The 14,588-nt window shown below is 42.9% G+C and carries 9 protein-coding genes; all 9 read right to left on the bottom strand.

Annotated features, from left to right (window positions below; translation table 11 throughout):
• Positions 1 to 36: 36 nt before the first annotated feature.
• Positions 37 to 942 (bottom strand): carbohydrate ABC transporter permease, encoded by a 906-nt coding sequence (locus tag DW769_RS02495; RefSeq protein WP_117509687.1) that lies wholly within the window; start codon positions 940 to 942, stop codon positions 37 to 39.
• Positions 943 to 959: 17 nt separating this feature from the next.
• Positions 960 to 1,877: an ABC transporter permease gene (locus DW769_RS02500; protein ID WP_117509688.1), complete on the bottom strand. Its 918-nt coding sequence runs from the start codon at positions 1,875 to 1,877 to the stop codon at positions 960 to 962.
• A gap of 108 nt (positions 1,878 to 1,985) precedes the next feature.
• Complete coding sequence (locus DW769_RS02505; RefSeq protein WP_117509689.1) at positions 1,986 to 3,548, bottom strand: ABC transporter substrate-binding protein; 1,563 nt, start codon at positions 3,546 to 3,548, stop codon at positions 1,986 to 1,988.
• 274 nt (positions 3,549 to 3,822) lie between these two features.
• Positions 3,823 to 5,406, bottom strand: a complete 1,584-nt coding sequence (locus DW769_RS02510; RefSeq protein ID WP_117509690.1) for a response regulator — start codon at positions 5,404 to 5,406, stop codon at positions 3,823 to 3,825.
• Positions 5,403 to 7,133, bottom strand: coding sequence for a sensor histidine kinase (locus DW769_RS02515; RefSeq protein WP_117509691.1), 1,731 nt, complete (start codon positions 7,131 to 7,133; stop codon positions 5,403 to 5,405). Before DW769_RS02515 ends, DW769_RS02510 begins: the two co-directional genes overlap by 4 nt.
• 272 nt (positions 7,134 to 7,405) lie before the next feature.
• The gene (rhaD, locus tag DW769_RS02520) at positions 7,406 to 8,227 is read right to left on the bottom strand and encodes a rhamnulose-1-phosphate aldolase (protein WP_117509692.1); all 822 of its coding nucleotides are present in this window, start codon (positions 8,225 to 8,227) and stop codon (positions 7,406 to 7,408) included.
• A gap of 112 nt (positions 8,228 to 8,339) precedes the next feature.
• Entirely contained in the window at positions 8,340 to 9,761 is a 1,422-nt protein-coding gene (locus tag DW769_RS02525) for an arabinose isomerase (RefSeq protein ID WP_117509693.1), read from the bottom strand.
• 137 nt (positions 9,762 to 9,898) lie between these two features.
• Positions 9,899 to 11,302, bottom strand: coding sequence for a rhamnulokinase (gene rhaB, locus DW769_RS02530; protein WP_117509694.1), 1,404 nt, complete (start codon positions 11,300 to 11,302; stop codon positions 9,899 to 9,901).
• A 269-nt stretch (positions 11,303 to 11,571) separates the two neighbouring features.
• Positions 11,572 to 14,400 (bottom strand): transporter substrate-binding domain-containing protein, encoded by a 2,829-nt coding sequence (locus DW769_RS02535; protein WP_199688466.1) that lies wholly within the window; start codon positions 14,398 to 14,400, stop codon positions 11,572 to 11,574.
• Positions 14,401 to 14,588: the final 188 nt, after the last annotated feature.

Below are 14,588 nucleotides of genomic sequence, written 5' to 3' on the forward strand. Positions count from 1 at the left end.
GTTTTTCATGCTTTCGGTTTCCTGTTTTCTGCTATATCAGCCTTTTACCGCTCCAATTGTAATTCCCTTTACAAAGTATTTCTGGAAGAATGGATACAGGATCATAATCGGCAGAATTCCAACAACGGAAATTGCCATACGGATGCTGACAGACGGCATGGTTGTCTGCGCTGCTGCGCCTCCGGCTGCCTGCGACAAGGTGCTGGAGCTTAAGAACTGCACATCCTGTAAAATACGATTCAACAGATTCTGCAGACTGAAAAGCGAAGTATCTGTAATGTAGTATAAACCATTTGTCCAGTCATTCCAATAACCAATTCCGACAAAGAGGCCTACGGTTGCCATAATCGGAAGAGACAGCGGAAGTACCATTTTAAAGAAAATGCAGAACTCTCCGGCTCCATCCACTTTCATTGCTTCAATCAGTTCCGGCGGAATATTCTGTGCAAAGTAGTTCTTCATCAGAATAACATTAAATCCATTCATCAGAAGACCTGGTACAATCAGTGCCCAGATTGTATTTTTCATATGAAAAATCTGCGTCCACATGATGTAAGACGGTACGATACCACCATTAAACAGCATCGTAAAAAAGACCAGAAAAGCGAAAATGTTTCTTGCTTTAAAGTCTTTTCTGGACAGCGGATACGCAAGAAGCGGTGTCATCAGAAGACTCACTGCCGTTCCGAATATCGTGATAAAAATGGTGATACCATAAGCACGCAGGATATCGGCTCCTTTATAAAACAGATATTTATAGGCGTCCAGGCTCAGTGTTTTCGGTATAAATGAATAGCCGCTTAAAATCAGTTCCTGTTCTCCGGTGATCGAACCGGCAACCAGAATCCAGATCGGTAAAACTGCACAGAGTGCCAGCAGGATCAAAAAGATATGGATAATGACCTGAAAAATCTTTTCTCCTTTTCCTAATACATTTGCCATTTTTCTTTTCCCCCTTTTTAGAACATTGCATCATCCGGACTGAGTTTGCGGACAATCATGTTTGCGGACAGTACTAAGATAAATCCAACGATTGACTGATAGAAACCGGCTGCAGAAGACATTCCTACATCGTTCTGCTGCATCAGTGCACGGTATACATACGTATCAATTGTCTGCGTGGTCGAGAAAATACTTCCGGAGTTCATCGGGATCTGATAGAACAGACCGAAATCGGAATAGAACATACGGCCAATGCTCATAATCAGCATCATGATTACGGTGGATTTCAATAACGGCAGGGTAATCTTGACGATCTGCTGCCATTTGCTGGCTCCGTCTACCATGGCCGATTCATACAAAGATCGGTCAATACCGATAATTGTGGACATATAAACAATGGAACCATAACCGATGCCTTTCCACAAATTGACAAAAGTAAGAATAAACGGCCACTTTCCGGCATCGTTATACCAGTCTATCTTCGCCATGCCAAGACTGCTCAGTACGCCATTGATCAGACCAGTTTCTTTACTCATAAAGGCATATCCGATATACGCACAGATAACCCAGGAAAGAAGATATGGAAGAAGAATTAATGTCTGGAATATTTTTGTCTCCCATTTATGCCGCAGTTCGCTGAGCATAATGCCGACTGCGATTCCGAGAACTGTACCAAGAACGATAAATACCAGATTGTAAAGAATCGTGTTTCTTGTGATCTGAAAAGCTGCTTTTGTTTTAAATAAATAGGTAAAGTTTTTCAGTCCCACCCATGGGCTCTTCCAGACACCTAATGAATAATCGATTTTCTTAAACGCGATAAACAGTCCCGCCATAGGTCCATAATTATTAATCAGAAGATACAACATTCCAGGAAGTACCATCAAATAAAACGGCCACTGTTTTCTCAGGCCTTTTTTCTTTTTATTCGTCATATTTCTTGCCACTCCATTTTTACACTTTGTATCAGTTTGTCTGTCATCAAAACAGGCTGCTGCACCCGTGCAGCAGCCTGCGTTTTTCTTTACTGACTATTTCTCTGTTTACTGATTGTTTGCTTTCCACTCATCCAGCTGTTTCTGTTTTTCTTCGATTACAACATTGATACCTGCGTCATCGAGTGCCTGTAAAAATTCCGGAATGGTCTCAGACGGATTCAGGGAACCGCACTGTAAGCCTGGCAGATACTGATTTGTTACATTGGAAATTGCTGCAATTTCTGTGGATACCGGCTCACTGTTATAAGAGAATCCCATAACCGGTGTGAACTGTGCATTTTTGTTGTTTGCTTCCAGTCTCTCATAGATGGTAGTATCTCTTCCTTTACCCCAGATTTTGCTTAAGAACTGATTTCCAAAGAACCAGTCCATGTTCAGACCATACGTTGTATTGCTGGCATCCACCCCTTCCGGAAAATCAACCGTTCCATCGTCCTGGACTTCATAATGAACGCCCTCAATTCCCCAGTCTAACAGGTTGACCAGATCTGCATTACTGTACATTTCGTTCAGGAATTTCATGGCCGCTTCTGGATGCTTACTGGTAGAAGAAATACCAAATCCAATACCATTTACAGAGGCTGTCGTAATATAAGGTTCTACTAATTTAATAGATTCTACGTCAACACCCGTCGCTGTTGTAATCTGTTCTGCCTGACCTTCTTCTCCTGTAATAAAGAATGTAGCAGCACGATTATTTTGCATATAAGTATTATTTGTTTCTTGTGTTGTTGTCGCGTCTTCCAGAACATATCCTGACTGATTCCAATCGTATGCATACTCACAAAGTTTTTCAAACTCTGATGTTGCATAAATATTTTCGAGTTTGGAATCCTCACCTGGCATCAGTACACCAAGCGAGTCGTTTAAACCATCCACAAAAGGCACTCCTGTAATCATAAATCCATTCGGATTTGTCTGACTTGGAACTACACATGCCATTTCTGGATGTGCTTCATGAATTTTGGCATACATTTCTGTGATCAAATCCAAATTCTTGCAGTAGCCGTCAAAATCTGCTGCCTGAGTCAGCTGATCTACCGGAAGATTCAGTTCTTCTACCAGATCTTTTCGAATAACCAGATTTAAAACAGCTGCTTTTCCATTGTTAACCGGAAGTCCATAAAGATCTCCGTTGCTGGTTGTGGACTTTAAGAATTCTTCTCCAAGTACCTCTTTTGCATCTGCACCGTACTGATCAATCAGGTCCGTCATCGGCATCAGCTGTTTTTTCGCAATCAGTGAGCTGTATGTACCAATCCAGCTCACAATATCAATCTGCTCACCGCCGGACATCATCAGTCCAACCTGATTGCTGTAGTTCGCCATGGAAATTCCTTCGATTTTTACATGAACATTCAGCTTGTTTTCCGTGATCTTGTTTACTTCATCCTCAATTGGGGACATATCAACGGTCTTACTTAACGGTATTGCAAATACAATATCCTCAGCTTCTCCACTGTCGGATGTTGCCTGTGCACTTCCACTTTCCGCTGTTTTTTCTGCCGAGCTGCTGCTTGATGAACCACCGCTGCTGCCACATCCGGCCAGCATGGAGAGTGCCGTTACGGCTGCCATTCCCATTGCTGCAACTTTCTTCATTTTCATAGATCACAAATCCTCCCTTGTCTGATTTTCAGATCGTTTTGAGAGCTTTTTTCTATGCTCTCTTTCCCTCTTTCTGTAATTCTATTTTACGATTTGTGAACAGTTTTTTCTAACTGCCTTCTGTGCCAGATTATCTTTTTTCCGCGCTGTTTTCTTTCCATCTATCCCCAAAAAGATATTATTTTTCATTTCCTGATTTCCCATTTATCGTTTTTGCGACATTTTACCACAATTCCGTTCTCTTGGCTTCTTCTGCTTTTTGTCTGTTCATCCGCTATTCTTCTGTTTCCCCTGTATTTCTGCTCTTTTTCCTGTATTCTCTCGGCAGACATCCCGTGTTTCTTTTAAAAATATCAGAGAAGTACGAGAAGCTGCTGTATCCCAGCCTTACGGCTATATTGCCGATGGAATCTTTATCTTCTTCAATCAGTTTCTTCGCATAGGCAATTTTTTCCTGTGTGATATATTCATTTAAGGAAATTCCGGTCTCCTTTTTGAAAATTTTGGACAGGTAGTCTTCGGAAAAATGAACTTTCTCCGCGATTTGCTCTCTTGTAATACGGTTTTCCAAATTCTCCTGCACATACTTCTTAATTTCTCCCAGAAGATCGCTTTCCTGTTCTTTTTCTGTCAGAAGCGTTCTGGTTCGTTTCAACACACACAATGCATATTCCAGATATCGATTCTGCGACCGGTAAATTCCCTCTGATTTTTCGATCAATTCATCTGTCCAGAATTCTTCGATACTAATTTGATTTTCTCGCGCGAAAAGCTGCAATTCAAATTTTACTTTTTCTCCTTCCAGAAAAAGTTCTTTTTGTCCCGCATATTTTTTCCCTTTGGCATATGTAATAAAAAGCTGTTCCAGACCATCAAAATCTTTCTTTTTAATCATCTCTCTGACTTTTTTTAAATAGGTAGCCTTTTCATCACTTGATTTTCTCCGCACCTCTTCATCGACAATTCCATGTTCCACCGATACATTCTGCTCATTCTGTTCTTCCAGTCTCTGCAATACATTCTGCAGTTCTTCTCCAAATTCATTTTCCGAAAGATAAGCCGTCATGTTCAACTGCATCACTCGTTCCAGTTCGCTCAAAAAATGCTCAATTTTTCCATAAAGATCTTCCGTTTCTTTCTCTGAAAAAAGCATCCACATAGTTTCCCCTTTCCATCCTGCTTTTTCCAGTTCCTTTTCCCCATTCAGAATATCTTTTGCAATATTCTCCACAATCGACTTCATGAGTACTGCATCTTCTTTCCACTCCTGACGCCTCTCATTCGTATTCCGAATACAAAACAAACCCATACGGTATTGTTCATTGATATCATAAGCAATGCCGCATCTCTCCGCCTTCTTCTGAATTCTGTCCGGTTCTTCTCCAAGCGCTCCCGTCACAAGATCCTGCCAGAAATCTCTCTGTACTCTTTTTCGGCTTTCTTCCCAGAATTTTCCCTCTGCGCTTTTCTGTCGCACTCTGCGTTCTTTTTCAATTTCGTGAACAGCTTTTTTCACACAGTTCACCAGTTCTTCCCGGTTCACCGGCTTTACCAGATACTCCATCACACCAAGTCCCAGCGCTTTTTTCGCATAATCAAATTCCGCATGACAGGTCATGCAGATTGCTTTATACTCTTTTCCCTGTTCTTTCATCCACTCCAAAAATTCCAGCCCGGACTCTCTTGGCATCTCAATATCGGTAAGCAGCACATCGACCTGGTTCTGAGATACGATCTCTCTTGCTTTTTCTGTATTAAATGCAATCTCTACCGTATCAATTCCCGCCGCTTTCCAGTCCACACTTTTTTGTAAGGCCCGGACCGTATAAATTTCATCGTCCAAAATCAGTAAGTTCATGCTTTTTTCTCCTCTGTTTCTTCTATTATAATTGTTGTAACGGCACCCTGTGGTTCCTGATTCGATAACAGGAATTTCGATGTATTGGGATATAGATGCTGCAACCGCATTTTTGCATTCCACAAACCAATATGGGTTCCCTCCATTGGAATTTCTTCTTCAAAACGCGAGATAATCTCCTGCGGATAGCCTTTTCCATTATCGGAAACCTGAATCACCACATAATTCTTTTCTCCCGTCTCTTCCCGGATTTCTACTTTAATTCTGGTATCACCATAAACATCAAATGCATATTTCATGGAATTTTCCACCATCGTCTGGATCAGAAGCGGCGGGATCAGGAAAGAATATAGTGATTCATCCACCTTCTCTTCATACTGAAAGCACTCTCCGAACCGGATCATCATAATATTCATATAATGACCGATGTGCTCCAGTTCCTGACCAATTGTCACTTTCTTATTTCTGGAACTGGTAATATAGCGAAAATACAACGAAAGATTTTCCGTCATTTTCTCGATCAGTTCCGTGTCCTGCATCTGCGCCATTGTATTGATCAGGTTTAATGCATTCAGATAAAAATGCGGTTCTATCTGAAGCGACATATAATCCAGCATCAGCTTCTGATATTCCATCTTTTCCTCGTAATTGCGAATCTTTAATTCTCCGATCTGCCCTACCATGTTGTTAAAAGATGTAATCAGATGTTTCATTTCTGTACTGCTTTCATCCGCTGGAATTTTTACAGATAAATCACCTTGTTCCACCTCACGGATTCCCTTTTCCAACAGGTCAATCGGATGAAAAATATATTTTTGCAATGTAACAAACAAGTGAGGGAGCATTAGAAATGCAAATACCACCATAATCGCTACATTCAGCAAACGAATCGTCCACAACGCTCCCAGCAGATCTCGCCGGTTCACAATTCTGACCATCTGCATATCGCTGCACGAAGATTCTTCCCGAATAATCAGATACTTGTCGTACTCTCCGGAAAAATAATATCCGTCTTTGTCTCTTGTAAAATCCAGATCATGCATCTCTTTCGGAAGATCCGTGTACACTTCTCCATCCTTTGATGTAATACAGTAGGAACTGCCCTTTGTTTTTTTCCAGTTTTTCGTAAGCGTCATCATGGAATCATACGTAGTCCATGCACACAAGATGACATCCTCATTCCCCCAGCTGCACATCAGAAGATTGGTATCATGAATCTTTCGGTTTTTCCAGTAGTCCCCGGTTCCGTAAAATTCTTTCGGATTTTCTTTAATCTCTTTCTTGACTGCTTCACGTAAATTGAAATCCCCGCTGTTTTCTGTAAAACGACAAATACTTTTTCCCGTTTTAGGTAAATAGCATATGTAGTTATCCACATAGCGAAAACGCAGAATAATATCCTCCATTTTTTGAAAAGAACTGACCTCACTTTTATACTCTTCCCACTGATTTCCAGAAAGAAATCCTTCCATTTCCGGTGACACTCCATTATCTTCTTTCAGATAGGAGGACACCTTCTGCAATTCTTCATCCATCATCTGCACATTCATGCTCAGCATTTCCCGGCTGTCTTCCGCAATTTTTTCCTGTATCAGAAAAATCGATACATTCACAATGAAAAACAGGGCAAGAAAAACAGGAACACACACAACACACGCGGTATAAATCAGATGGAATTTTAATGATTTCTGCACCTTTCTTTTCCGTTCACTTTTCTGTTTCCGCACTCTTTTAACCTCCCTTCGCTCCTGCTTCTGTACCTTAAAATCTCTGATTTTATTTTACATCTGCTCACATATTTTCTCAATTGAATTCCTGTATTGAAAAACAGTTTGTTCTGCTCTTATGCCCCAAAAAAGTTTTACAAATATTTTCTCGCACGTAAAAACGCCAGGTTTTCATCTCCTGGCGCTTTTACGTACACTCTAAATCATATAATGTCAATACAATTTTTTCAGCAATCACTCACAACTTGTCTGCTAAAACAATTCTTTCCGGTTTATTTCTCGTAAAGAAACTCCTCCGGCAGTGTAACGCCAAAATCTTTTGCCAGATGCCGGAAATCATCCGGTGTGATGGTCTGGCGTTTCTTTGGCCGCATGGAGAGCATTTTTACGAGAATCTCTGCCGATTTTTCTGCGGTATGCATGAGGCCGAAGGTCAGATCGAAATCAAATCCGGCTGCAAACATACCGTGATGTGCCCAGATGGCAAGATCATATTTTTTCATCAGTTCACTGGTGGCAACGGCGATTTCTCTGCCGCCTGGAACCATCCACGGAACAACGCCGATGCCGGCCGGGAATACAACCGGACACTCGGTTGCCATCTCCCACAGTTCTCTTGTAAATACTTTATCTTCGAGAGGAAGAACGAAAGTCAGGGCAATGATATTTGTTGTGTGTGCGTGATAAACAACCCGATAACGCTCATCCTGCAGCTTCTTTACTTCCAGGTTCATCAGATGGCTTGGCAGTTCGGAAGTCGGTCTTCCGCCGTTTACCAGCCCCCAGACGATACGGTAATTTTCACCTTTCTCATCCAGCTCGATCATGCAGATGCTGTCTTCCGGTTTGATGATGACATTGCGGAAATATTTGCCGCTTCCGGTTACCAGGAAATACTCTCCTGCCAGTGCCGGAACGCTTGTGCCAATCGGCTGCCATTCTTTTGCTTCAAAGTTTCCTTTTACACTTTCTACTTCTTCCGGTTTTACACGATAGGACAGGTTTCCACCATTTCTTTCATGCCATCCCTGCTCCCATCCATCGTTTGCCATGCGGATAAATCCCTGTACGAATTCTGCGTCTAAAAATTTCATTTTTTTGTTTCCTTTCTGTTCTGTATACTTTTATAGTAATTTGTAAAGGTTACAGATTACAGATTGTCTGTAAAACTGTGGCCTCGCAAATTTATTGTTATTTGATTGCATTTTACCGGCAAATCACATCTACCGGCACATCCAGAATCTTCGCCACTTTCAGAATGGTGTCAATATGACGTCCCACTGCTGCTGCCATATGGTGCGTCGGGCCTGCCTCGCTCCAGCGGTTGCAGAATTCTCTTGCTCCGATGGAGAAGCGGGTTCTCATATTGGTATCACCGAAGGTAAAGATTGGGCCGTCTTCGTTTACGCCCTCTGCAACAACAAATTTGAAGTGGCCGTCTTTATCCTGGGTAATGCCAAGATAGGTCACATCGCCAACTGGCGGATAGAACTGGGTCAGATATCCGCCGCCGGTCTTGCCGTGGAAGACATCTACGATCTTCATGGTCGGTTTCTTTGCCTGGGAAATATCGGCATCACCGGATCCGGAATGACCGATAATACAAATATCCTCGTTGAAGTCGATGGAATACATCTCGGAAAGCTGGCCGGTTCCTGCAATCGTTTTCAGGATACTCATCGCCATGGCAACTTTGATGTCGCCTTCTACGGCGCAGGCGGTTCCCTGCTTAATCAGCATGGAAAATGCCGGGATCAGCATGCTGTCCAGTTTTCCAGCAATTCCCTGGGCGAATCCGTCGTAATGGGACGCGATCATGCCGAGGTCTTCTTCTTTTACCCACTCTTCAAAAGCAACGACATATTTTGCCATATCCCATACGGTTTCCACCGTTGCACCGCCTTCGATATCAAAAGTATTCAAAATATCCTCTGCTTTCGCACGGATCGCGTCTTCATCTGTGATATGATCGGCAATGGCCCACATTTTCTCCCAGTCGAACTGTTTGGTATAGAGGCCCATACGGTTGTAGAGGTTTGTCTCATCGATATACAGATCCATCATGCCCGGATACGGACGGCCAATCTGTGCGATATTGGTATAGCGGAATCTTCTGCGGACCTGTGCTGCGCGGCACCACTCTGCAATCTCTTTTGCCACGTAATCATCACCGCCTTCTACCACACCAGTGATAACAGCATGACGTTTTCCGGCACGCTCCAGGTCTGCTACCATCTCACCGACTGCGCCACACGCATACAGCTCGCCGAGCCATTTCGGGGTATCGGTATTTGCATAGTCCGGCGCTTTCAGTTTCTGTACATTGACCAGGACAACCGGTACGTTTAAGTCACGGATGGCCGGAAGCATGTTGTAGCTGGTCGCATACGTTAAAAGCTGTAAGATGACAAGGTCTACATCTGCGGCGCGGAATTTATCTCCTGCCTGCATGGATAATTCTTTTGTGGTAACAATGCCTCCGTCGATCAGTTCCACGGTATCCGGGATAGTTTTTTTGAATGCCTCATACTGTGCTTCAAACTCTGGAACCAGGCTTGGAAACTGCGGAAGATACGCACCAAGTGCGATGGAAAATACACCCACCTTTGCTTTTGTTTCAACTAACATGTTGCTCTCCTTTCTGTAAACTGGCAGACTGCCTTGCAGCAATCCTGCCATAAACATAAATAGAATTTGATTTCTATTTTTTCTCTCATACTGTTTATTGCTTTTCGCAATGGAAGCAGGATACTTCCTTAATTTTGTTAAACAGCCGGGTACTGCTTAATCGCAAACGACTGGAAAATGCAGCTGCGCGCATCCTGCAGATCCGCAAGTTCTTCTCCTGCCATCATCTGTACGGCCAGGTTTCCGATTGCGGTTGCCTCGGTCGGACCTGCCAGTACGGTTTTTCCCGTATATTTTGCCGTCAGCTGATTCAGGTAATCAGCATTGGCGCCGCCGCCTACGACATGGATGTTGTCGTAACGGCATCCCGTCTGCTCCTCGAGTTCCTGTAATGTTGCCGCATAGCATTTTGCAAGACTGTTGTAAATTACAGCTGCCACTTCGGCGATTCCCTGCGGTACCTGCTGACCGGTTTCTTCGCATGCTTTCTGCACTTCTGCGGTCATGTTTTCCGGCGCCAGGAAACGGTCATCGTTTGCATCCACGATGGACGGAATCGTACATTTTGATGCACTCTCGCAGATTTCGCCAAAGCTCTGGTCTGCCGCAATTTCTTTCCGCACCGACTGAATCATCCACAGTCCCATGATATTTTTCAGGAAACGGTATCTTCTGTTGTAGCCGCCCTCGTTTGTGAAGTTCCGCTGCATCGCTTCTTTTCCGCAATCCGCTTCCAGAAGTTCCGTTCCCATCAGGGACCAGGTTCCGGAACTGATGTAAAGAACGTTTTTGTCATTGCTCGGTACGGCAACCACTGCAGATCCGGTATCGTGTGTTGCCGGAAGCACTACGTTACAGTCAAACCCAACTTCTTTCTGGATTTCTTCTTTTAAATGTCCGATCGCGGTACCAGGCTCCTGAATCGGTAAAAACATTTCGACCGGATAACCCAGCTTTTCGATTCTTTCTCTGTCCCAGTCTCCGGTTTTTGGATTCACCAGCTGGGTTGTTGTTGCATTCGTATATTCCTGCGCTTTTACGCCGGAAAGCAGAAAATGCAGATAATCAGGAATCATCAGGAATGTCCTGGCTTTTGTCAGAAGTTCCGGCTTTTTCTCTTTTAAGGCCATCAGCTGATAGATGCTGTTGAAGATCTGCTTCTGAATACCGGTTGTCGCATACAGTTCGTCCTCGGCTACCGTCTCATAAACTTTCGCATCCATACCTTTGGTGCGGTCATCGCGATACGCTACGGCATTTCCCAGTCTCTTATCGTTTTCATCCAGAAGTACAAAGTCTACTGCCCATGTATCAATGCCGACACTGACCGGTATTTTTCCCAGTTCTCTGCACTTTTTCATTCCATTTACAACTTCTCCAAAAACAGCCTCAATGTCCCATATTTTTTCTCCGTTTACCGGCTTCATGCCGTTCGGAAAGCGATAGATCTCTTCCAGAACCATCTTTCCATTTTCCAGATGTCCCAAAATATGTCTTCCGCTTGACGCCCCAATGTCTACTGCTAAATAATATTTACTCATATCTTTCCTCCAGATTCCCCCACATAGAAAATGAAATATCTGCTGTGCACCCGCCGAAGCAAGTATTTCATCATCACTGTACTGACATCATTATAGAAAGTTTTCAGGAATAAAAAAAGAACACCTTTTGTTTAAAAAAAGTGTCCTTATTTGCAAAAAGCCTTGTAAATATTTGCATTTCTGGCAACGAAACCATTTTTTCTGACACAAAAATGACACATTCGAAGCTCCTGTCAATTGTACTCCACTAATTCATGAACCTCTGCTAATCAATGATATACATACCTTATAATCGTTTTTATAACCTCATCAATCACAATCGGCTTTGACAAATGTGCGTTCATTCCTGCATCCAGTGATGCCTGAACATCTTCTGCAAATGAATTAGCTGTCATTGCTATAATAGGAATGTTTTTTCCATCCGGTCTGTCATTCATTGCCCTGATTGCTTTTGCTGCTTCATAACCATTCATTTCAGGCATCATGATATCCATCAGGATTACATCAAATGTGCCTTCCGGATGATTTCTGAAAATCTCAACAGCATTCTTTCCATCCACAACTCTTTCTACATTCATCCCGAACTCTTCCAACTGCACGGCAGCAATCTCTGCATTCAGTTCATTATCCTCTGCAAGAAGGACATTCACACCTGTAAGATTCACCTTTTCAGAAATACCTGTGTCTGACTTATTACATTCCTTATCTGTAATTTCCAAAGGAATATCCACAGTAAATGTGGTTCCCTCATGCTTTTTACTCTGCACGGAAATGGTTCCACCCATCATATCTACATACTTCTTTACGATAGCCATCCCCAGTCCAACTCCATGGTACTGCGTTCTCACATCGGAATCTTCCTGTGCAAATTCCTCAAAAACTTCTTTTGTAAATTCCTCACTCATGCCAATACCAGTATCCGAAATGCGGTAACGCATATTTATATATCCATCCCCGCCCTTTTCCTGACACCGGGCTTCAAAGGTAATCGTTCCTCCATCCGGAGTGTATTTTACGGCATTGCTCAGAATATTGACCAGCACATCGCGCAGGCGTGCAGGATCCGCAAGTACATTCGGAATCTTTGCATCTTCACGCTGAATCTTAAAGTTGATATCCCTGTTCGTAAGAAAGCCTTTTATAATATCCAATGCAGAATCTGTAATGTTTTTCACATCCGCCGGTACCGGATTGTATTTCACTTTTCCACTTTCGATGTGGGTCAGATCTAATACATCATTGATCAGCGACAGTAAATACTCTGAGCTTTCGTCAATCTTTTCCAGACAATTTTTCACTTCGTCTGACGGATTGTTTTTCATTGCAATACTGGTAAATCCTATGATTGCATTCATCGGTGTCCTCATATCATGGGACATATGTGACAAAAATGCTGTTTTTGCCTTGTTTGCAGCCTGTGCATGCTCTGCCAGTTCCGCCATTTCCTCAGCTTTCTCCTGGGCCGCCTTCTGAGCTTTTTTTCTTGCACTGAGATGCACCATTATCACAGCCATAGCAGTCAGCAGCCATCCAAAAATAAGTAGAACCAAAACAGTAACAACAGGATGCAGACGGATCCAGTCAACAAATGTCAGCTCTGTTGCTTTGTATGTGGTATACTGTGCTGCAAGATCTTCAACAAGATTTTGGGGCATGGCATACATTGCTTTCGTCAGAATACCAGCCAGCGCATGGTTCTCAGTTGATGAAATTACCATGCGGTAGGTGAATGTAGGCTGTTCCAGCAGAGTATATGTCATGGTGCCCGTAGTGTCACTGTTCACAAACGCCTGTGCCATGTAATAGTAGACGAAGGCAGCATCTGCTTTACCCTCACGGACAGCTTCCATCATTTCCTGTCGGGTACTGCACATCAGTTTTTCTGCACCGGGCGCCATTGCATCTTCAATGGAATTTGATGCTGTCTGGTCAACAGTAGTAACAACATTAATTTTTCCATCAAAGTCACGCCGTGTCACCCTTGCCAGCTGCATCGTAATGAAAGGTGCAGTAATCCCCCATTTTTTCGTCTCAGCATAGTTATCTGTTTCCAGGCGCGCATCGATGCTCATATCTGTGGTTTCCTTATTTTTCTGATAAGCAATATACTCATCTCTGGTGGCAGGTGTAAGAAACTCATAGGAAATCCCGGCATAGTCTGCAATTTTCCGGAAGTAATCCGGGATAATACCCTTCATCTCACCATTTTCATTATAAGAATATGGATAACGGGTCGGATCACACAGAACATGAAGCGGGTTGTCCTTGGAATACTGTGAAATAATACTTTTTTCTTTCTCCGTATATTCCAGATTCTTAGTTTCGATGCTTTCATAATTTTTATTATAAAGTGTCGTTTTCCAGTCACCCTCAACTGCATTCATCTGGTCGATTGCATAATTGATCTCATTCAGCAATTCTGTATTACCTTTTTTAACAATGACATAGAAATCGCCGCTGTCAAATTTATCCAAGATACGCTCATTATTTGTTTTTCTCATAGAAGTGGCAGCAATAGCATCAACATTTCCGCTCTGAAGAGCTTCCTCCATCTCTTCTGTCGTATCAAAATAAAATGAATCATATGTAAATCCTTTATTGCCTGCAAAATCCGCAAACTCTTTATCTCGTGTGCTTCCGTTCAAAAGTGCCACACGCATACCGTTGTAAGTACTGTAATTGCCATCCACAATCGTGCTGTTGTCACTGCGGACGGTCAGAATCCCATTATTGGTTCCGATCGGACGTGAAAAATCAAACTTTTCTTCTCTTTCCGGTGTTTTGCGGGGAGATGTTACCATATCAATCTCGCCATCTTCAAGCATCTGCTGCATATCATCCCAGCTCTTATCATATCCGACATATTCGTAATCTACATCCCAATAACGGGCCATCAGCCGAAGAAAATCATAGCCATACCCGCTGCGGTTGCCTTCTTCATCCATCACATGATAACCATCCATGGCAAAGAAACCGACTTTGACAGTTTCATGCTGCGAACTGTCCTCGGCTGCATATGCAGTCTGGGGAGAAAATATCATACACACGCATACAAAAGCCAGTAATACTGCCACATATTTCTTTGCTCTCGAAATCATATTAAATCTCCTGTCTGTCTGTCTGTCTGTCTGTCTGTCTGTCTGTCTGTCTGTCAAATATATTTCTCTATACATCTCCTTGTCAACCTCCTGGTTTAACAAAATTGCACTGCCGCATCAATATCTTCATCTGAATCTGCCGCCCTGACCGGGGCTGCCAGAAACACAACACAAAGAATTTTCTTACT

Origin of the sequence: Blautia sp. AM29-29 (assembly GCF_003480555.1) — a bacterium.
In the GTDB taxonomy this organism is placed as follows: Bacteria; Bacillota; Clostridia; order Lachnospirales; family Lachnospiraceae; genus Fusicatenibacter; species Fusicatenibacter saccharivorans.

Coding starts and splice junctions, on each gene's coding strand:
- DW769_RS02525 (WP_117509693.1), bottom strand. CDS start 9,761: ATGTTAGTTGAAACAAAAGCAAAGGTGGGTGTATTTTCCATCGCACTT.
- DW769_RS02535 (WP_199688466.1), bottom strand. CDS start 14,400: ATGATTTCGAGAGCAAAGAAATATGTGGCAGTATTACTGGCTTTTGTA.
- DW769_RS02495 (WP_117509687.1), bottom strand. CDS start 942: ATGGCAAATGTATTAGGAAAAGGAGAAAAGATTTTTCAGGTCATTATC.
- rhaB (WP_117509694.1), bottom strand. CDS start 11,302: ATGAGTAAATATTATTTAGCAGTAGACATTGGGGCGTCAAGCGGAAGA.
- rhaD (WP_117509692.1), bottom strand. CDS start 8,227: ATGAAATTTTTAGACGCAGAATTCGTACAGGGATTTATCCGCATGGCA.
- DW769_RS02500 (WP_117509688.1), bottom strand. CDS start 1,877: ATGACGAATAAAAAGAAAAAAGGCCTGAGAAAACAGTGGCCGTTTTAT.
- DW769_RS02505 (WP_117509689.1), bottom strand. CDS start 3,548: ATGAAAATGAAGAAAGTTGCAGCAATGGGAATGGCAGCCGTAACGGCA.
- DW769_RS02510 (WP_117509690.1), bottom strand. CDS start 5,406: ATGAACTTACTGATTTTGGACGATGAAATTTATACGGTCCGGGCCTTA.